Here is a 19,067-nt window from a genome sequence, read left to right on the forward strand (position 1 = left end):
CGGATAACTTTCAACTCCTTTTGTTCTAACACGATTTAATCTTACAAGGTAGTATTTCCAATAAAAATGCTTTCAATTTTTAATAGATTAGGCTGATTTTCTGGCCAGTAAAAACGCTGTGGTGTCGTCGGCTGACAAAGGTCGGCTAAAGTAGTATCCCTGAATCATATCGCATCCCATGCTTTTCAGTTGTGTTGCCTGCTCCTTGTTTTCGACACACTCAGCTATGAGACTCAAACCCAGACTTTTACCCAATGTAATAATCGACTGAATAATCCCGTCGTTGATGGTATCAACCCCCATCTGGCGCACAAAGCTGCCGTCAATCTTCAGGGTGCCGACCGGTAAATCCCGCAAGTAACTCATACTGGAATAACCCGTGCCAAAGTCATCCACAGCAATGTTAATGCCCATTTGCCTTAACTGTTCCAGGACTTTTATGGCGTGTTCAGTATTGGATATAAAAGTGTTTTCAGTGATCTCAATCTCCAGACAACGGGGAGAAAGTTGCGTTCTGTCCAGGATCTGGGTGATTTGCTCAACGGCGCTGGGATGCATAATGAAGGACGCCGGCAGATTAACCGCTACCCGCGTGCGTTCACAGCCCTGCTCTTGCCACACTGCATTTTGCGTACAGGCTTCTTCCAGTACCCACAAGCTCAATGAATGCATCAGACCAACATCTTCAGCCACCGGTAAAAACTGTACCGGATTCAATAAACCCAATTCCTCATCCTGCCAGCGGATCAGTGCCTCTATGCCACAAACGCGGCCTGTTTCGGTGCAAATTTGAGGTTGATACACCAGGTGAAAGCTCTTGTTTTCCAGTGCCAGACGCAGCTTGTGTTCCAACGTCAGACGTTCCATCGAGCCGTCAATCATGTCGTGTTCAAAAAAGCAGTACTGACTCAGGCCTTTCTCTTTCGCGCGGTACATGGCGACATCAGCGTGTCGCAGCAAGGTAGAGGAATCCTGACCATCCTCGGGAAAGCGGGCGATACCGATACTGGTGGTGATGTGCAGTTGGTTGCCGGATAACTCAATAGGTTCGCTCAGGGTAAAAATGATTTGCTCTGCCAGTGGGATAATATCTTCTTTGTTGTGCAGGTGTTCCAACAGGACAATAAACTCATCGCCTCCCCAGCGACATACCGAATCTGCTTTGCGCACCACCGAAGAAATCTTTTCTGCTACCTTGACCAGCAATTCATCACCGACGGAATGCCCCAGGTTGTCGTTAATGTATTTAAACCTGTCCAGATCTAAAAACATCAAGGCCATCTGGGAATTTTCACGGCTGGCGTTATCAATGCCGTGATTGAGCCGGTCCACCAGCAGGTGTCGGTTCGGCAATTGCGTTAATGCATCGTAATTAGCGCGATTGAATAACTGTTCGGTGCGCAGTGCCACCAGCGACTCGAGACGTTCACTGTGCGCGTGTAACTGCTTTTCGTGCTGTTCTATGGTATCCAGCATACTGTTTACCCCGGTGATCAGGGTCCCCAATTCATCACTGCCTTTCGCTCTTACCCGGCGGTTGTAGCGACGATTACGGGCCACATAACCCACCAGTTCCACCAGCTTGTTCATGGGAGCGGCAATAAAAGACTGCAAGCGCCAGTGCAAAAAGAAAGACACCGCAATACTGACCACAAACACCAGGAATAAGATCAGTAAATAATTGAGCCGCTGATCAGACAGCGCATTGCTTTCTGAGACAATCAGTACATAACCTATTACCTCATTATCCATTCTGACCGGTTGATACACATGCAGCAGCGAATCCAGCACCTGTGCCCGTTCCTGTAACGATTCAAATCCGGGTAGTTTCATGTCCGGGCTGCGCTGATAGGAGGCAAAGGTCTGCTGTTCGCTGTCCAGTAACAGTGCGTATTGAGTAGCCGGAAATGCACGTAGCGAGCCTAACAGGTTATTGGCGGTTTCATGATCGCCAAATAACAGCGCAGAGCGGGAAGTTTCAGCGATTAGCTGTGCCTTGCCTCGCAGATTTTCCAGCAAGGTGTTTTTGTGATCTGCGATGAATTTTCCGTACAACAGAATGGAGGCCAGTATCAGGGTGATACTTGTCACAATAGTGGCGACCAATAATTGCTTTTTGAAAAAAGACAATTGTTTGTACCAGGAAAATAACTTATTCATCAACGCTTTATCCGGGCCAGTTTTAACAACTCCGAACTGGCTTCTAACTCTAATTGTTGTAATTGTTGCAGGTCTACTTCAAAGCGTAGCCGTTTTCCTTCCTCATAAAAAGAAAAAGTCGCGATATTCTGATGAAATCGGATGTCAGAAGACACCACCAGGATCTCTTTCAGCAATTCAGGATCTGGCCTGGCCTGCTCCCCGAAATAAGCTAAATCACAGCGTGTGCCCACATCATACGGCAGTACCTCAACAGCCCATTGCTGTTTGCCTATCGTCTGTCCCTGCACCATTTCCCGCAAAAAAAGGAGCAATGGATTATGTTTGTTCAGACATATGACAACGATTTTTCGCGAGGATCGGCGATCGAATTCAGGCCAGTCAATGAACTTGGTAAAATTAAACACATAAGCCGCTTTAAGCTTGTCCAGTCGGGACAATGCATCGTATTGATCTTGTTGCGCAACCGCTGGCAAAGTCAGCAAACCCGCAGCCATCACGAGAATGGAACGACGTAGGTGTGTGCAAAAGCGCGACGTTAGCATGAGCCAGCCTTACAGGGTTCTGGAGAGCATAACAGCACCGCGCCAACGCTCCTGTGGCTGAGGGCCATTGAGGTGCTGATATAGGGGCTTGGCAAATTCCACAGACAGATTCATATCCGCACTGTACTGCCAGGCAAAACCAACACTGGCTAACGCCTTACGCCCACCATACATATCCGGATTCGTAATGCCTGCCGGATAGGGAAAGGCCGTTGCCACCAGAAGTGATTCATCGGCCCCATGGATACGATCAGTATGGCTTAACTCAACCCCCAATGCCACATTGACACTGTCACTAATGGGCCGCTGATATTTAGCTTTAACACTGTATCGATTTCCCAGCCGATAGTGGCGGTCGTTTTGTCCGGTGCGAATATTCGCCGCAACATCGACCCTGACATCATGGGCGCCGGTGAGCCGGTAACTCAAGGCAATGGGGAAATCCCAGGTACCTGAACCCAGTTGCATGGTGTAGGGCAATTGCTGCTCACCCGGGGCTCTGGGTGTATCCCCCTGTTCATCTATGGAACCCACCGGCAAACTAAGCCCCAGATTGGCGTGTAAGCTCTCATCGGGATCGGCGTACAATCTGAATCTGGTGGCCAGGGTAATATCCCCGATGCCATGGGTTTTCAACAAAAATTGCTGATACCCTGGCACAATTGAGATGTGAGCGGTTTCCTGCTGCACATACGGCAAAGCCAGACTTACCCGCCAACGCTCCCGCCATTGATAATTGATGCCAAATATAGTGGCGCGTTGTTTTATCACAGTGGGCACTACGGGAAAGTTCTTCGCGCTACGTACTTCGCCACCAGGCACAAACAACACCTCGTCCAGGCTTAATGTCTCTGAACCGTCCAGATAACCTTCAAATTGCGCCTGTTGATAACGCAAAGACCAGGACCAGCGTTTGTGAGTTTGGGGAGTTTCTTCAGTGGACAGGGTCAACAATTCTTGCAGGCTCATTTCAGCGAATTCAGCCGGGGTAGTCTGAGCAAAAACCAATGCTGGCAATAACGAAAAACAAACCAGTAAAGCGTGACGGGCACCCGCAAAAATGACCAAGCAAAACCTCATAAATTAGAATCGGTGACACATCCTCTGTACTTATCATTCCAGCCACCAAGACTAACTCAATCCCTCATTTCAATGCACTAAAAAATACCGTAAAAGTCGCGATATCAGGCTTTTTTGGCGGCGAACTGAAGATAATTTACCGAAACATCGTTACTTTTTCGCCATACTTTGGTCAACGGGTTATATTTTAATCCCACCTCAGAAAAAACATCACATTGACCTGGTTGCAACATCGCCTGCAGCTCCAGGGGCTTAACAAAGGCTTTCCAGCTATGTGTGCCTACGGGCAACATGCGCATCACATACTCAGCACCGACAATGGCTACGATATAGGATTTAATTGTGCGGTTCAGCGTCGCCAGTACCAGTAAGCCTCCCGGTTTTAGCAAACTGCAACAATCATCCAAAAGGGCTTGTTGATCAGGCACATGCTCAATCACTTCGGTATTAATCACAATATCGAACTGACGATTATCCTTTAATAGCGCATCAGCCAGACAGTGACGATACTCAATTGCCAACCCGCCTTGCTGTGCATGTCGTTGGGCTACTGCAATGCTCATGGCACTGGCATCAACACCGGTTACCGTCATGCCAAGCCTGGCTAACGGTTCACACAGTAAGCCACCACCACAACCGACATCCAGCGCATTTAACTTTGACAAATCGCACCCTGAAAAATAGTGTGTTATTTGCTGTTCAATCAGCTTCCAGCGACAGGCATTAAAGGCCAAAACCTGTTGGTACTGCCCGTTGGGATCCCACCACGACGCCGCCAGTTTATCGAACCGGGCAATTTCAGCAGTGTTTGTGTTGTCTTTTTCTACAAAGGTTAATCGGCTTTTATCCAGCATGTTTTCGCCTGTACAAAAAAGGGCGACTCAATGTCGCCCTTTCAAACTTTTAAAGCTATTCGGTATTTACGCAGCGGGTTTGTGCTCAACCGCTACCGGAACTTCATCGCTCAGTAAGTTCAAATCAAAGTCGTATTCGTCGACTCTGACTGCCACACGTCGTTTAGCATCATAATCTAATACGGCGTCAGCATCAGCCTGGTTCAGTACACCGCGTTTTTGCATTTCCGCAACTATGGTGACGAAATCAGAACCCGGAGCCACTGGCTCTTTGCGCAACGCTTTTTGGATATTGCGCAAAATCGGCATTACGGCGTGTTTGGCGATAAATGCCTGATAGTTAATGTCATAACCATCACCCGCTTTGGTTTCTACCAGATGGGTAATTTCGTTGCGGAACGCGTTGTTCTGCAGACTGACTTCTGACAACTCACGCACCAAATCATCAGAAATGGCATGCGTACTGTTGCTGTAAGTTGCCGTTAACAAACGCATCAGGCCACGTACTGCAGTGTTCGGGAAGTTAGCCACAAACGCTTTTTGCGCTTGCTCTGCCTGTTGTAAGGCCCACTGAATGCCGTATTCAAAATAAGGCTTAGCATCGGCACGATTAGCTTCGCTGACTTTAGCTTCGTAAAAACGAATCGCCGCCATCGACATGTAACCATAGCTCATCATGTCACCCAAACGCGCAGACAACATTTCCGCTTTCTTCAGATCACCACCTAACACCAACAATGCCAGGTCAGCCATCGTCGCCAGGTTAGAGGCTACCTTGTTCAGGCGCTTCTCGTATTTAGCCACTTCAGGCAATTTAGCCGTGCTGCCACGCAGGAATGGCAAATAGCTCTTACCCATACTACGGAAAGCATTCGCCACACTGAATCCGATGGTTTTTCTCAGTAATTTGTTAAATTTCGCATCTGCGTCTTTCTCATTACTGTGAATCTGCTCCACCAGCTCTTTCATGTACGGATGACAACGCATTGTACCCTGACCAAAAATCATCAGACTGCGGGTCAGAATGTTAGCCCCTTCTACCGTGATAGCAATAGGCTGTGCTTTGTAGCCATTGGCCATGGTGTTTTGTGGACCCTGCTGAATGGCCTTACCGGCGGTGATATCCATGCCGTGCTGCAGTACTTCACGACCCAGCTCCGTCATGTGGTATTTAGCCATCGCGGTCACCACTGAGGGTTTCAGACCTAAGCCCAGACCTTCAGTTGTCAATTGACGCATCGCTTCTAACAGGAAAGTTTTACCCGCCATGTCGGCCAGCTTTTCCTGAATACCTTCGAAACGACCAATTGGTACGCCAAACTGTTCACGAACAAAAGAATATTCGGTAGCCGCTTTGAACGCCGACTGAGCCGACGATGTACCCAGTGCTGGTAAGGAAATACCACGACCTGCACCCAGACAGGCAACCAGCATCTGCCAACCGCGACCGATGTTGTTTTGACCACCAATGATGAAGTCCATTGGAATAAACACATCTTTACCACGAGTGGTACCGTTGTAGAAACGCATCCCCATTGGATCATGGCGATTACCTAACTGCACACCAGGGTGAGATTTAGGGATCAAGGCACAGGTGATACCCAATTCGACTTTGTCTCCCAACAGTCCATTGGGATCCAGACATTTGAACGCCAAACCTAACACAGTGGCGATTGGCGCCAGGGTGATATAGCGCTTGTCCCAGGTCACAGACAGACCCAGTACTTCTTTGCCTTCCCACATACCTTTAGTCACAACACCAATATCGGGGATCGCACCGGCATCAGAGCCCGCATCAGGACCTGTTAATGCAAAACAGGGCATATCCTGACCAATGGCCAGTTTGGGTAACCAGTAATCTTGCTGTGCTTTAGTACCATAGTGCATGAGTAACTCGCCCGGACCTAAGGAGTTAGGCACCATCACAGTTACCGCAACAGCACAGCTGCGAGAAGCAATTTTCGACACAATGGTCGAGTTAGCATAAGGACTGAACTCCAGACCACCGTAGGCTTTTGGAATGATCAGGGCGAAGAATTTATTCTTGCCTAAAAAGTCCAGAATATCTTGCGGAACATGAACACCGTCTTCCTGCAGACGATAATCATCAACCATTTCGATTAGTTCACGCAGAGGACCATCAATAAATGCCTGCTCATCTGCTGTTAATTTTGCCTGAGGCACGTTTCTCAGTGCCGCCATATCGGGAACGCCACGATAGACAGAAGCTTCCAGCCACACATCACCGGCGTCCAGCGCCTCTTGCTCAGTAACTGAAATTGGGGGTAAAACCTTCTTAAACGTTGTACGTATACTCATAATATTCACTCATCTGACATCCGACCAGTTGAAATGATTATGATAGAAAATGATTTTTGGATCAAAGTTTTTTAACAAATAATTCAAAAAATTGTATTATTTTTAAGCAAAAAGCCGCGCTAAGCGCCTGTAATAAACAACTGATTTACAATTGTTTTTAGTGCTTTAAGAGGGACTTTAGAAATTGCTGCCTGGAGGCGTTTTTGAGCCTAGTCAGCAAGCCATATTGGGCTAATTTTGCACCCTGAATTGGCGAAAAAGAGGCATAAGAGCTACCGACAAGGTAGCTCTGAAAAGATAATCAGGCGGACAATGACATGTTTTCGCCCAGCTTTTTCAGGCGACCGTTTTTAATGCCATAGATAAAACTGTGCACGTTCAGCTCCTGTCCGGCAGCTTTGGCCGATTTAACCACTGAGGTTCTCAAAACGTTATTTGCCTGCTCGATAACATTGATTTCGCACATGCGATCATCTCTGGCTTCGCCTTCCAGACCGTCTAGTTCTTGGGCGTACTTACCCGCAACATCCTGAATGTGCCCTAACCAGTTGTCGATAAGTCCCAGCGGTTCGCCTTTCAGCGCCGCGGTGATCCCGCCGCAACCGTAGTGCCCACAAACAATAATATGCTGTACTTTGAGCACATCAACGGCAAACTGCAATACTGACAAACAATTCAGATCAGTGTGAACCACCATATTGGCCACATTGCGATGTACAAATAACTCTCCCGGTAACAGGCCCACGATCTGATTAGCAGGTACGCGACTGTCGGCACAGCCAATCCACAGATATTTGGGTTTTTGTTGTTTGGATAACTTGTCAAAAAACTCGGGGTTTTCTCTGTCGATTTCTTCCGCCCATTTGGCATTGTTATCGAGTAGTAACTGAATGTCCTGCATTTATACCTTCATATTTACGTGCGACTTTGCGGCAAAGTATAACCTGGATAAGTACACATGAAAGCTCGGATCTGTCTAACCCATAGCTGACTGATTTAACCATGAAAAGCAGAATTTTACCCGGACACAGTTGCCGGATAGCAATCAACTGCTATACCTGGATCTCCCACTTGTGAATACATGGAGCAATTATGCAGCTATTAAACTATCTGAATTTTAAAGGACAATGCGAAGACGCAATTAACTTTTACCAAAAAAGCTTAGGTGCAGAAGTGATTATGCTGATGCGCTTTCAGGATATGCCACCCGAAGAAAGCGAAGCGTGTCAGATGCCGCCGGGATTGGACGAGAAGATCATGCATGCTGAACTGCAGTTTGGTGAAACCCGGGTCATGATGTCTGATAGCCCGGAATCCGGCGCCGCAGAGTTTAAAGGATTTTCACTATCAATAGCCGCAGACAGTGTTGAGTTGGCAGAAAAATACTTTTTTGCTCTGGCAGAAGAAGGCAAGGTCACTATGGCGTTGGCGCCGACATTTTGGGCGAAAATTTTCGGTATGGTAGAAGATAAATATGGCGTCAGCTGGATGGTAAATGTTGACAGCGATGAGATGCCGTCAATGTAATAATCCCCTCCCTGGCCCGGATAATACTGACCAGAGCGCGTTGACCTTTGCTGCACGAAATTTGTTCCAGATATAAGCGCTTTAATCGCGGAACAGGCCTACAGGCCTGGTGGTTCTAAGTCAAAGGGCTGTGACAAAGAGTAAAGCGCTTATATGACGAACCTTGCGGGCAGCGCCTGTGTGTAATTATCTGCGTTAAATGCTTTTGATTTATCCCTACATGGATGTCGGTGATTAGAATAACGCAGGAGCAGTTATCAAGAGCCACCAGACCTTCAAGCATTCACCTTGTCTACCAAATGCTGTTGGAACAGCATAGAACAGCTTTAGCTGGCCTGCGAAGCAGGTGAGCTACAAGGAATTAGCAAATAAATTACACACAGACTGCTGCAAAATTGTACCGAAAAGTTCAACACACTCTAGTGCTTAGCCATATAATCCATGGTCAGGTTTGTCAGTAGTTTTACGCCCAGTTTCATACCTGAGTCATCCACATAAAATTCCGGGGTATGGTGTGCCGGAGCCTCTTTCACCGGGACATCCAGCGGTTTACCACCTACAAACAGGTAAAGCCCTGGGATCTCCTTCTGGAAGAAAGAAAAGTCTTCAGCGCCGGTCGTCGGTTTGCGACTGGTGACATGGTCTTTACCGGCAGTCCGCACCAGGGTATCTACCATATCTGCCATCAGCTCGGGATCGTTGTACGTCACCGGATAATTGTAATCCAGTGGTAGTGTCACTTCCGCCGTCGCCCCCATACTTTCAGCTATCGCTTTCACTTTGCGCGGTAAAGACTCATAAATGTGTTCGCGCGCCGCATCATTGAGGGTACGAATAGTCCCTACCATTTCCACTTCATTGGGAATAATATTCGAGCGCACGCCCCCCTGAATTTTCCCAATGGTGACTACAGCGCCATCTTCCACCAGTTCCAGCTCCCGACTTACGATAGTCTGCAGCCCCATAATAATCTGAGCCGAAGTCACCACCGGATCGACACTCAACCAGGGATAGGCACCATGAGCCTGCTTGCCTTTAACTACCACTTTAAAAGGGTCCACCGCAGCCATAATCCCCCCAGCGCGGTATGCCACCGTGTTGACATCTAAACCGGCCCAGATGTGCAGTCCAAAGATCACATCTACATCCGGGTTTTTCAGCACTCCTTCTTCTACCATCACCTCAGCCCCACCGCGCTCTCCGGCAGGTGCGCCTTCTTCGGCAGGTTGAAAAATAAACTTCACCTGGCCTTTGAGTTCCGATTTTTTACTGGCCAGTATCGTGGCAGCGCCCATTAACATCGCCATATGCGTATCATGGCCACAGGCATGACTGACCGGCACTTCGTTGCCGTTGTACTCTCCTTTGGCGGTGGATTTCCACGCTAAATCGTTGCTTTCCAGTACCGGCAGACCGTCCATATCAGCCCGCAAGCCAATCACAGGTCCGGGTTTCCCGCTGTCTAAAATGGCCACAACGCCGGTTTTCGCCACCCCGGTTTGCACCTCAAAGCCCAACTCTCGCATATAGTCGGCAATATATTTGGCGGTTTCGAACTCCCCGTTAGACAGTTCCGGATGCTGATGAAAGTGATGTCGCCATTCGATAACCTTGGGTTCAATCTCATCGGCCACCTGAGCAACATCCGCGCTCACCTGAAGAGACATTGCAGCAGCAATGCCCAGTGCGATTTTTTTTATCATTTTTATTGTCCTGCTGTTGGGTAGAATCAGTCTGTTTCTGATACTAACCGCGTAGCCCCGACAGACTCAACTAAATTTACATGCAGTCAGCCTGAAAGACGGTAGCAAAATTTATGTTTTTTTTAGTTTGCATAGATATTCATTTTATCTTCGTCAGACGAGGGTTTTCAGCTCTCTGGTGGACAAACCGGTATAAAATTTCATTGTGCCTGCATGTCTATTTTTTTCTGAAAAAGTGGGCATATCGTGCATTATTGCTATGCTTTTAGACATTTGGTAGCGTGGTGAAATCATGGCATTCGGTCGCTACCTCAGGCCTAACGCCAATCAATTCAACAGGACACATTTATGACTAAGTCAGTGCCGGAACAAACTTCACGTACCAATGCAAAAGATTCAGATGCCTTTGATATCTTCAATCTTCGTCATTATGTAGGCCCAAATCCCGATCTGTCCTGTGAAGCCCTGGCCTTTGACTTTGCCTTCACCGGTCACCCCAAACCCATTCCGTTAAACGATTTACACTCCGTCATCGCGGAACGACTTCCGGAGCTGGCAACCCAGGAATTTCAAAGCTATCAACAATTGTTTGGGCAAACCGTTTCTGCCATTAATCGCCTGGATCTGAATCTTCATATGAACAAACTGGAAATTCAGGAAAAGGAACAGGGCGCAAGAATCGCCTTTCAGGTGGTTCACAAAACCACCTCCTGGAAAGTGGTCTATTTTGTCTGGGACTGGTTTGAGTATATCTGCGATCCGGATAACAATGACTTTGACTATGATGCGCAATTTTCAGAATTACAGGATTCCTTTAACCGCTCGGTATTTGGCGGCCCTACCTCATACAGTTTGCTCAAAGCGGCGGCCAAAAAACACATCCCTGTTACCTATCTCTGGGATGAAGGCTTATTCCAATATGGTTATGGCAAAAACATGGTCAGAGGTATCGCCACCACCTTTGATGTGGACAGCCACGTGGACTCCGACTTCACCTGCCGCAAAGACGATTGCAAAGCCTTTTTGGCGGAATACGGTTTCCCGGTGCCCGAGGGCGAAGTGGTGTTTGAACTGGAAGAAGCCATCGAAGTGGCAGAAGATATCGGCTATCCGGTCGTTTGCAAGCCGGTTGTGGGTCACAAAGGCATTGGTGTAACCGCCAACATTGAAAACGAAGATCAATTGCGCAAAGCCTTCCTCAATGCGATTGCCGCTGTACCGGAAGGCGAGCCACAATCAATTATTATTGAAACCTTTATTCAGGGCAGCGATCACCGCATATTGTGCGTAGACGGTGAATTTGTTGCGGCGGTTAAACGCGAACCGGCCTATATTGTTGGTGACGGTGAATCCACAGTGATGGAGCTGATCAACATCGAAAACGGCAAAGAAATACGCGCCGATACCGCCACCTCGCCACTGGGTAAAATCCTCACAGATGATGTAATGGACAACACTCTGGAGGACGCGGGCCTGCATCGGGACTCAGTGGTCGAGCGCGGTGAAAAAGTCTTTTTGCGCAAAGTAGCCAACTTATCGTTAGGCGGTGTCAGTGAGGATGTAACCGATATCGTGCACCCTGAAATCATCGCCATGAGTCGCGCTATTTCCCAGCATTTCAAACTCACGGTATTTGCGCTGGATGTGATCACCGACGACATAGCCAATGACTGGAAACCCAGACAAGGCCAAAAGCGCGCCAATTTTGGCATCATTGAAATCAATGCCGCTCCCGGCATTTACATGCACCTCAAGCCTGCTTACGGTCGCTCAATCGATGTACCCACTCGTATTATCGAAACCTTCTTTGATGAGAGTCTCGACGCCCGCATCCCCATTCTGACCTTTAATAAACTCAGCAAACCTGGCATGAAACGCATTATCGATTATGTTATGCATCATGACATCTGCCGCTACCCTGCCGGCGTGTGTACGGAAGGCATGTTCCTGAAAAAACACGAGTTTCCGGTGAACCCGGATTACAACGCTAATATGCGTAATGTACTCAGAAATCCGCGGGTGGAAATGTTGCTGGCCGAAATGCCGCTGGCGGTATACGAAACCGAGGGGATGTATTACAACAGCTCAGATCTATTGGTACTGGAAGATCCCAACGAAACCGAAATGATTCTTGCTGAAGACATGGAGCCCGGCGCTATCGTGATGATCCGGATTGGCAATGACGTTGAAGTAAGACGCGGTGACAAAGAACCAGAAAAGATGCAGGTGGAATTTGAAGACGAGTTTCATTCCCTAATCCTGCATGAAATCAAAGCGCATTTTGGCAAAAAAATGATTCTACAACCGGCTCCCTTGTTGGGAAGCTAGGCTAAAAGCAGTTTAATTAGCAAATTGGATGTTTAAATTAATGCACAACAATAAAGGCACACTCACTTTAATCGGAGGCGCTGAAGACAGACAAAGTAACACCGGAGTTTTACAAAAACTGCTGGAAAAAACCCAACCTAAAACGATCGCTGTTATTCCAACGGCGTCCATGTATGGCTATGAGTTAGGCGATGAATACAGAGCCTGTTTCCGTCGTCTGGGTGTGGACAACATAGAGATATTAGATATCAAAGAGCGTCGGGATACCGAAGAAGCACGTTATTTGGACATTGCCCGGACAGCTGACCTGATCTTCTTTACCGGTGGTGATCAGGTGAAACTGGCTCATGTATTTTTACACACAGGGTTTTTACAAGTGATCAAAGATCGGTATTTTCAGTCCGGTCTGCACCTGGCGGGTACCAGTGCCGGCGCTATGATCATGAGTGATCCATTGATCTACGACGGCGACGACAAAGACTTTCAAAAAGGCGCAGTGTTTTTTGAACCGGGATTTGGTGTCACCGCCAGTATTACCGTGGACACCCACTTTATGGAGCGTGGCCGAATCCCGCGAATTTGCGCCTTTCTGGCCTCCGGACACAGCAAACGCGGCATCGGTGTTGGCGAGAATACCGCAGCCTTTATTACCCCGGATGACAAGCTGGAAGTGTTTGGTGCCGGCATTGTGGTCATGTTTAACGCCGACCAAATGCGCTACTCCAACTTTCACGATATTAAAGAAAACGAACTGGTGGATGTGGATAACATCGCCACGTCGTTTTTAGTGCAGGGCTCGCGATTTGATATGACGAAATGGGCGCAGATTAAGCCTTCAAGACGCAAGAAGATTATTGCGGCTTCTTAAATCTGGGTTAATGTCATTGAAATAGTTAGGGAAGCAATAAGCGCCAGGTATCTCTTAAAATGTCCTTTACTGTTATACTGACGATAACTCTCAAAGATTAAAAACGATAACCATGGATAAAAACCTACAAGATCTGCTCAATCAACCCGCTGAGCAGCGCTATAACTATCTGATCAATCAGGTCAAGAAGCATCAACAGTTGTGGATTTTGGCAGATGATGTGGGTGCGGTGATGTTTAACAGTGAACAGGAAGACTGTATCGGTGTCTGGCCAGAAGAAGCGATGGCAAAATTATGGTGTACCGATGACTGGGCCCATTGTAACCCTATGCCGATTTCTGTAGAAAAGTGGCTACAAGACTGGACGCCAGGTCTGGAAGACGACGAAGTATCTGTTTTGGTAATGCCGGATGAAAACGACGAAGGTTTGGTGATTGAACCCTGGGAGTTGGCTGAACGATTAGGTTAACTTTGTAACTGGCGTCGAATTTCTCGCGGGTTGCATCCCACCGCCTTTTGCATCGCTGTACTAAAATGAGCCAGCGATGCAAAACCCATGTTCATGGCAATATCGGTTATTGATTGATTATCCATTAACCGGACCAGGCCTAAACTCAACCGCAGCATTAAGCGATACTGGTGCAAACTCATGCCAAAAACCGCTTTAAATACCCGGCACAGATGAAACGCTGAACTGTTTAATTGCTTTGCTATCCAATCCACTGAAATATTATCTTCCGGACATGTTGCTATCATCTGTTGCGCGCCATTAGCCAGCGCCTGCCAGGCATTGCGCTTTTTCGCTGACAGACAGGCAATATTACTGTCTGTTTGCAGGGTTAATACACAGTCCAACAATAGCAGTCCTTGTTCATAACCCGCCTCCGCACTTAATTCCCCGTTTCGTAAGGCGCTAAGTAGCTTAAGCTGCGTCAGAAAAAGCTTGGGTTGTATGGTTATCTGATCCAGGTTCACTGCGTTTTCGGACACCTGAAAATCCCGAAAATCACTCAACTGCAATGCCTGATAAAAATCCTTTGTTGTAAATTCAAACCAGTGACATTGATCACCTCTGGGGTCCAGTGCCTGGCGTTGATAAGGTTGCACACCATCATAAATATTGACCCGGGTGGCATCCGATAAAAACGGCTTAGCATAGGCTTTTTCAATGTAAGTGGGTGTCACAGGAAACACTAAAGTGGGCAAAGAGATTGCACCGGCAATAGTAAAGTCCGGACTTGCAGCAGGACAACTGAATCGCCCGATTTTCATTTTCGGATGATCCAATAGCAACTGACTGTAACCCGAACACTGCGCCTCTGACGTCATTTTTGAGCAATAATTTGGAAGTTTTTATTTATGTTACAGACTAAGATAGCAGCTATTAGACAAAAACAGGTAGCCACAACATGAAAGTGTTATTTAACGTCCTATTCCTGGTTTTCATTTCCATGTCTGCCGGTGCCCAGCAGTCAGTACCTGATTGCACCTCAAAAGCGCACCGACAGTTTGATTTCTGGGTAGGCAACTGGGTAGTAAAAGACAAAGACGGTAACCTTCAGGGCTACAATAACATCCAGTTACTGCTTAACGACTGTACCCTGCAGGAAAACTGGCAAGGCGCCAAAGGCAGCAGCGGTAAAAGCGTTAATTTTTACGACCGTCAAACCCAAAAGTGGCATCAAACCTGGATAGATGCCACCGGAGGTGCACTTTATCTGGACGGCGGATTACAGGGAAATTCCATGATTTTAATAGGAACCCGCCCGGGCAGCGATGGTATCCCGGTACTACATAAGATTAGCTATACACCGCTGGAAGACGGTCAGGTAAAGCAACATTGGCAATATAGCCAGGATGATGGAAAAACCTGGCAGGATGCGTTTCTGGGCTTCTACAGCAGATCCAAAGTGAAAGATTAGCGTATTTTTTCTGGCTAATTTTGTATCCTTAGCTACACTCCTGAACTGGATAACAGGTACAGGGTGTAGCAATGGAAAAAAATCAAATTCAACAGTTTCACGACGAGGGTTATTGTTTAGTCGAAAATGGCCTTCCACAATCACTACTTTCCCGTTGGCAACATCTGGCCCAACAACTGGAAGAGCAGGCTGTTAACAGCCATAAAAACAATCAGCAACCTCACGGTGCCGCCATCGTACAGGACAAAGCCGGTCCCAGACTCATGCGCTACGATGATATTTTTGCCATAGATGCCGAACTGGTATTGGAGACCCTGGCCACACCGGCAATGTTGGACCTGACTAAAACCCTGTGCGGTAAAGGCAGTGTACCGGTACAAATGGATATACTCTATAAACAACAACACCCTCACCCGGTAATTAAATGGCATCAGGGCGCACAGCACAGTCGCGATTATCCTTACCTGAATGTCGGTATTTACCTGGATGATGCGCCGCGTGGTGATGGCTGTTTGCGTTATGTACCAGGCACACAACACAAACTCTACGATATCGAGGGCTTATCAAAAGAGCACGGCTGGGAAATCCCGGGCGTTGTTGAGCAACCGGCAAAAGCCGGGGATATTTTAGTTCAGGATATGATGATCTTACACGGCTCACAACCGAAACGCTCTCCAGGTGTCAGGCGCACCATCTACATTGAGTTGCGGCCGTGGCAATCTATTGTTGAATCAAAATCTCAATCTGACCATTGGGCTGAACTCAGAAAGCAATGGATGAGTTTAGTTTTGCAAAAAGATGCTGCCGCTATATGGCCACAACAATGGCGGGAGGATTATCCTGATGCGCCAGAAGTGCAGCTATTAGTTAACGAAATATTAGAGAGAAGGGAACCGCCTCAACCTGCGGTCTGGGGAACCTTTCCGGTGGAATCAAAAGATTACCCGGTACCAGAGGATATGCTGGACTGGTAGATATATGTGTCTTAAAAACAAGTATCAAAATGAAGGGTATTGTGTGGTTAAAAACGCCGTACCTTCTGCTTTATTAACCCGGCTGGATAACATGGCCAAAGCCCTGGAAAATAAGGCCTTGGCGCTATCCAGTGAACTGGATTTAGAGCAAGCGGCAGTGGACAGCCTTGAGGTACCCACAACGGTATTCAGGATAAATCATGTTTATCGCACTGAAGCTGCCCTGGTAAACCAATTATTAAGCTCACCCCAAGTCTATAAAGCCATAGTATCTCTTGGCGGTGGCGACATCATCCCTCTTGGTGTTGATATCAATTTTAAAAGTTCGCATGTTGCGGCCGTAGTGCCATGGCATCAAGATTCAATTCACGATGGCACAGCCCCTTATTTTGCCATGGGTGTGTATCTGGATGACGCTGATGAAAATGATGGCTGTTTGCGCTATCTACCCGGCTCTCATAAACAAAAACAAGATGTTCATCAGCTGGCATCGCAGCATGGTTGGAATATACCACAGCACCAACAAGTGCCAGTTACAGCGGGGGATGTGTTATTTCACGACGTTATGACATTGCACGGCTCAACATCTAAAGTCAGCCCGGGTTCCAGACGAACAATTTATGTCGAATTTCGACCTGCCAAAGAAATACTGGCGACAGGTTCACAAAGCGAAAACTGGGTAAATTTGAGAAAGCGTTGGATGGCACTGCTGCATGCCAAGGCCATAAGAATGAACGATTCAGATATGAAAGATGATTCCCATGTCAAAGAACTACCCTCAGAGTTTTACCAGGACTTATATGCCAACAGGGAAAAGCCTACGCCTTCTAACTGGGCGTTTCCCCCAGTGAAACGAGAAGATTATCCCTGAAACAAAAAACCCGGCACAGGCCGGGTTTTTTAATCTCTAAAATCAGCTTACTTGCGCATAGAGCGGATAACCCGCAACTGTGCGATAGCTTGCGCTAATTCGTGTGCCGCTTCGGCATAGTCAAAGTCAGAGCCTGGGTTAGCAATGTGCTCTTCAGCACGACGCTTGGCTTCCAGGGCTGATTGTTCGTCAAGCTCTTCACCGCGAATCGCCACATCAGCAAGAACAGTTACTGTGCCTGGTTGAATTTCCAGAACACCGCCGTTGATGTATATGTGGGCTTCTTCGCCATGTTGCTTCACTAAACGAACCATGCCGGGCTGTAAGGTAGTCAGCAATGGAGCGTGACCTGGATGAATACCCAGTTCACCTTCACTACCAGTCACCTGAAGATGTTCAACGCGACCAGAGAACAAACTCTGCTCGGCACTCACTACATCCAGATGTGTTGTCATAGCTGCCATATCCCCCTCCTACGGTGGACCCGGACTCAGGCGCATTGATTAACTCAATACGCCTGACCAATTACATATTCTTCGCTTTTTCTACAGCTTCTTCGATTGAGCCAACCATGTAGAAGGCTTGCTCAGGAAGGCTGTCGTATTCACCAGACAGAATTCCTTTGAATCCTGCGATAGTATCTTTCAAAGATACGTACTTACCCGGTGAACCAGTGAAGACTTCGGCTACGAAGAAAGGCTGAGACAAGAAACGCTGAATTTTACGAGCACGAGTTACGACCTGCTTGTCTTCATCAGACAGTTCGTCCATACCCAAAATTGCAATGATGTCTTTCAGCTCTTTATAACGCTGCAGTACAGTCTGAACGCCACGAGCAGTTTCGTAGTGTTCCTGACCGATTACCAGTGGATCCAACTGACGCGAAGTAGAGTCAAGCGGGTCAACTGCAGGGTAGATACCCAAAGAAGCGATATCACGAGACAGTACGACTGTTGCATCCAGGTGAGCGAACGTTGTAGCAGGTGAAGGGTCAGTCAAGTCATCGGCTGGTACGTATACCGCCTGAATTGACGTGATTGAACCTGTTTTAGTAGAAGCGATACGCTCCTGTAGTACACCCATCTCTTCTGCCAGAGTAGGCTGATAACCTACCGCAGAAGGCATACGACCCAGAAGTGCTGATACCTCAGTACCTGCCAGTGTATAACGGTAGATGTTATCCACGAAAAACAGAACGTCACGACCTTCGTCACGGAATTTTTCTGCCATCGTCAGACCTGTCAGTGCTACGCGCAAACGGTTGCCCGGTGGCTCGTTCATCTGACCATATACCAGAGATACTTTATCCAGTACGTTTGACTCGTTCATTTCGTGATAGAAGTCATTACCCTCACGAGTACGCTCACCCACACCGGCGAATACTGAGTAGCCGCTGTGCTCGATGGCGATGTTACGAATCAGTTCCATCATGTTTACGGTTTTACCTACACCGGCACCACCGAACAGACCAACCTTACCCCCCTTAGCGAACGGACATACCAGGTCGATTACCTTGATGCCTGTTTCCAGTAGCTCAATGGAGCTGGACTGATCTTCATAAGAGGGCGCTTCACGGTGAATAGACATACGCTCTTCTTCACCGATAGGACCTGCTTCATCAATTGGATTACCCAAAACGTCCATGATACGACCAAGTGTGGCTGTACCAACCGGCACCTGAATTGGACTGTTTGTATTTTCAACTTTGATACCACGACGTAGACCGTCAGTAGTACCCAATGCAATGGCACGTACAACACCGCCACCCAGCTGCTGCTGAACTTCAAGAGTCAAACCCTCGAGATCACCACCAGTGACTTTAAGTGCGTCGTACACTGCTGGTACTGCGTCTTGTGGAAATTCAATATCCACAACAGCACCGATAATTTGGACGACTTTACCCAGACTCATATTTA

Annotated in this window: 17 protein-coding genes; 7 read left to right on the forward strand and 10 right to left on the reverse strand. The window is 47.6% G+C overall.

Annotation, left to right across the window (positions count from 1 at the left end; all coding sequences use genetic code 11):
- Window positions 1-87 precede the first annotated feature (87 nt).
- The 6 genes from LJ740_RS17535 to can all read right to left on the reverse strand — a co-directional run bounded on the left by LJ740_RS17535 (window position 88) and on the right by can (window position 7,859).
- Complete coding sequence (locus tag LJ740_RS17535; protein WP_229530418.1) at window positions 88-2,160, reverse strand: putative bifunctional diguanylate cyclase/phosphodiesterase; 2,073 nt, start codon at window positions 2,158-2,160, stop codon at window positions 88-90.
- Window positions 2,160-2,705: a YfiR family protein gene (locus LJ740_RS17540; protein ID WP_229530419.1), complete on the reverse strand. Its 546-nt coding sequence runs from the start codon at window positions 2,703-2,705 to the stop codon at window positions 2,160-2,162. Before LJ740_RS17540 ends, LJ740_RS17535 begins: the two co-directional genes overlap by 1 nt.
- Window positions 2,706-2,714: 9 nt before the next feature.
- Window positions 2,715-3,773: a transporter gene (locus tag LJ740_RS17545; protein ID WP_229530420.1), complete on the reverse strand. Its 1,059-nt coding sequence runs from the start codon at window positions 3,771-3,773 to the stop codon at window positions 2,715-2,717.
- A gap of 116 nt (window positions 3,774-3,889) precedes the next feature.
- Window positions 3,890-4,639 (reverse strand): bifunctional 2-polyprenyl-6-hydroxyphenol methylase/3-demethylubiquinol 3-O-methyltransferase UbiG, encoded by a 750-nt coding sequence (ubiG, locus tag LJ740_RS17550; protein WP_229530421.1) that lies wholly within the window; start codon window positions 4,637-4,639, stop codon window positions 3,890-3,892.
- Between the two features lie 66 nt (window positions 4,640-4,705).
- Window positions 4,706-6,958: an acyl-CoA dehydrogenase gene (locus LJ740_RS17555; RefSeq protein WP_229530422.1), complete on the reverse strand. Its 2,253-nt coding sequence runs from the start codon at window positions 6,956-6,958 to the stop codon at window positions 4,706-4,708.
- 301 nt (window positions 6,959-7,259) lie between these two features.
- Window positions 7,260-7,859, reverse strand: coding sequence for a carbonate dehydratase (can, locus tag LJ740_RS17560; protein WP_229530423.1), 600 nt, complete (start codon window positions 7,857-7,859; stop codon window positions 7,260-7,262).
- A gap of 191 nt (window positions 7,860-8,050) precedes the next feature.
- Here can and yjdN point away from each other — a divergent pair, with 191 nt between their 5' ends.
- Entirely contained in the window at window positions 8,051-8,485 is a 435-nt protein-coding gene (yjdN, locus tag LJ740_RS17565; RefSeq protein ID WP_229530424.1) for a VOC family metalloprotein YjdN, read from the forward strand.
- Window positions 8,486-8,904: 419 nt separating this feature from the next.
- On the opposite strand, the gene LJ740_RS17570 is transcribed toward yjdN, so the two are convergent.
- Window positions 8,905-10,152, reverse strand: coding sequence for an amidohydrolase (locus LJ740_RS17570; protein WP_377307114.1), 1,248 nt, complete (start codon window positions 10,150-10,152; stop codon window positions 8,905-8,907).
- A 384-nt stretch (window positions 10,153-10,536) separates the two neighbouring features.
- On the opposite strand from LJ740_RS17570, the gene LJ740_RS17575 reads away from it, so the two are divergent.
- The 3 genes from LJ740_RS17575 to LJ740_RS17585 all read left to right on the forward strand — a co-directional run bounded on the left by LJ740_RS17575 (window position 10,537) and on the right by LJ740_RS17585 (window position 13,853).
- The gene (locus LJ740_RS17575; RefSeq protein WP_229530426.1) at window positions 10,537-12,516 is read left to right on the forward strand and encodes an acetate--CoA ligase family protein; all 1,980 of its coding nucleotides are present in this window, start codon (window positions 10,537-10,539) and stop codon (window positions 12,514-12,516) included.
- 28 nt (window positions 12,517-12,544) lie between these two features.
- On the forward strand, window positions 12,545-13,384 hold the full coding sequence (locus LJ740_RS17580; RefSeq protein WP_229530427.1) for a cyanophycinase: 840 nt from the start codon (window positions 12,545-12,547) through the stop codon (window positions 13,382-13,384).
- A 112-nt stretch (window positions 13,385-13,496) separates the two neighbouring features.
- Entirely contained in the window at window positions 13,497-13,853 is a 357-nt protein-coding gene (locus LJ740_RS17585) for a DUF2750 domain-containing protein (protein WP_229530428.1), read from the forward strand.
- Here LJ740_RS17585 and LJ740_RS17590 read toward each other — a convergent pair.
- Window positions 13,850-14,656 (reverse strand): helix-turn-helix transcriptional regulator, encoded by an 807-nt coding sequence (locus LJ740_RS17590; protein ID WP_229530429.1) that lies wholly within the window; start codon window positions 14,654-14,656, stop codon window positions 13,850-13,852. The two genes, LJ740_RS17585 and LJ740_RS17590, sit on opposite strands and share 4 nt — an antisense overlap.
- A gap of 137 nt (window positions 14,657-14,793) precedes the next feature.
- On the opposite strand from LJ740_RS17590, the gene LJ740_RS17595 reads away from it, so the two are divergent.
- The 3 genes from LJ740_RS17595 (at window position 14,794) to LJ740_RS17605 (ending at window position 17,151) form a co-directional block, all read left to right on the forward strand.
- Window positions 14,794-15,306: a hypothetical protein gene (locus LJ740_RS17595; protein ID WP_229530430.1), complete on the forward strand. Its 513-nt coding sequence runs from the start codon at window positions 14,794-14,796 to the stop codon at window positions 15,304-15,306.
- A 71-nt stretch (window positions 15,307-15,377) separates the two neighbouring features.
- On the forward strand, window positions 15,378-16,280 hold the full coding sequence (locus LJ740_RS17600) for a phytanoyl-CoA dioxygenase family protein (RefSeq protein ID WP_229530431.1): 903 nt from the start codon (window positions 15,378-15,380) through the stop codon (window positions 16,278-16,280).
- Between the two features lie 4 nt (window positions 16,281-16,284).
- Window positions 16,285-17,151, forward strand: coding sequence for a phytanoyl-CoA dioxygenase family protein (locus LJ740_RS17605; RefSeq protein ID WP_229530432.1), 867 nt, complete (start codon window positions 16,285-16,287; stop codon window positions 17,149-17,151).
- Window positions 17,152-17,198: 47 nt separating this feature from the next.
- On the opposite strand, the gene LJ740_RS17610 is transcribed toward LJ740_RS17605, so the two are convergent.
- Together LJ740_RS17610 and atpD are read right to left on the reverse strand one after the other, a co-directional pair.
- On the reverse strand, window positions 17,199-17,615 hold the full coding sequence (locus tag LJ740_RS17610; protein WP_229530433.1) for a F0F1 ATP synthase subunit epsilon: 417 nt from the start codon (window positions 17,613-17,615) through the stop codon (window positions 17,199-17,201).
- 61 nt (window positions 17,616-17,676) lie between these two features.
- The gene (gene atpD, locus LJ740_RS17615; protein ID WP_229530434.1) at window positions 17,677-19,062 is read right to left on the reverse strand and encodes a F0F1 ATP synthase subunit beta; all 1,386 of its coding nucleotides are present in this window, start codon (window positions 19,060-19,062) and stop codon (window positions 17,677-17,679) included.
- Window positions 19,063-19,067 lie beyond the last annotated feature (5 nt).

Origin of the sequence: Planctobacterium marinum, assembly GCF_020687805.1 — a bacterium.
Taxonomy (GTDB): Bacteria; Pseudomonadota; Gammaproteobacteria; order Enterobacterales; family Alteromonadaceae; genus Planctobacterium; species Planctobacterium marinum.

Coding starts and splice junctions, on each gene's coding strand:
- LJ740_RS17580 (WP_229530427.1), top strand. CDS start 12,545: ATGTTTAAATTAATGCACAACAATAAAGGCACACTCACTTTAATCGGA.
- LJ740_RS17595 (WP_229530430.1), top strand. CDS start 14,794: ATGAAAGTGTTATTTAACGTCCTATTCCTGGTTTTCATTTCCATGTCT.
- can (WP_229530423.1), bottom strand. CDS start 7,859: ATGCAGGACATTCAGTTACTACTCGATAACAATGCCAAATGGGCGGAA.
- LJ740_RS17605 (WP_229530432.1), top strand. CDS start 16,285: ATGTGTCTTAAAAACAAGTATCAAAATGAAGGGTATTGTGTGGTTAAA.
- LJ740_RS17555 (WP_229530422.1), bottom strand. CDS start 6,958: ATGAGTATACGTACAACGTTTAAGAAGGTTTTACCCCCAATTTCAGTT.
- yjdN (WP_229530424.1), top strand. CDS start 8,051: ATGCAGCTATTAAACTATCTGAATTTTAAAGGACAATGCGAAGACGCA.
- atpD (WP_229530434.1), bottom strand. CDS start 19,062: ATGAGTCTGGGTAAAGTCGTCCAAATTATCGGTGCTGTTGTGGATATT.
- LJ740_RS17585 (WP_229530428.1), top strand. CDS start 13,497: ATGGATAAAAACCTACAAGATCTGCTCAATCAACCCGCTGAGCAGCGC.
- LJ740_RS17575 (WP_229530426.1), top strand. CDS start 10,537: ATGACTAAGTCAGTGCCGGAACAAACTTCACGTACCAATGCAAAAGAT.
- ubiG (WP_229530421.1), bottom strand. CDS start 4,639: ATGCTGGATAAAAGCCGATTAACCTTTGTAGAAAAAGACAACACAAAC.
- LJ740_RS17535 (WP_229530418.1), bottom strand. CDS start 2,160: ATGAATAAGTTATTTTCCTGGTACAAACAATTGTCTTTTTTCAAAAAG.
- LJ740_RS17600 (WP_229530431.1), top strand. CDS start 15,378: ATGGAAAAAAATCAAATTCAACAGTTTCACGACGAGGGTTATTGTTTA.
- LJ740_RS17540 (WP_229530419.1), bottom strand. CDS start 2,705: ATGCTAACGTCGCGCTTTTGCACACACCTACGTCGTTCCATTCTCGTG.
- LJ740_RS17570 (WP_377307114.1), bottom strand. CDS start 10,152: ATGTCTCTTCAGGTGAGCGCGGATGTTGCTCAGGTGGCCGATGAGATT.
- LJ740_RS17590 (WP_229530429.1), bottom strand. CDS start 14,656: ATGAAAATCGGGCGATTCAGTTGTCCTGCTGCAAGTCCGGACTTTACT.
- LJ740_RS17610 (WP_229530433.1), bottom strand. CDS start 17,615: ATGGCAGCTATGACAACACATCTGGATGTAGTGAGTGCCGAGCAGAGT.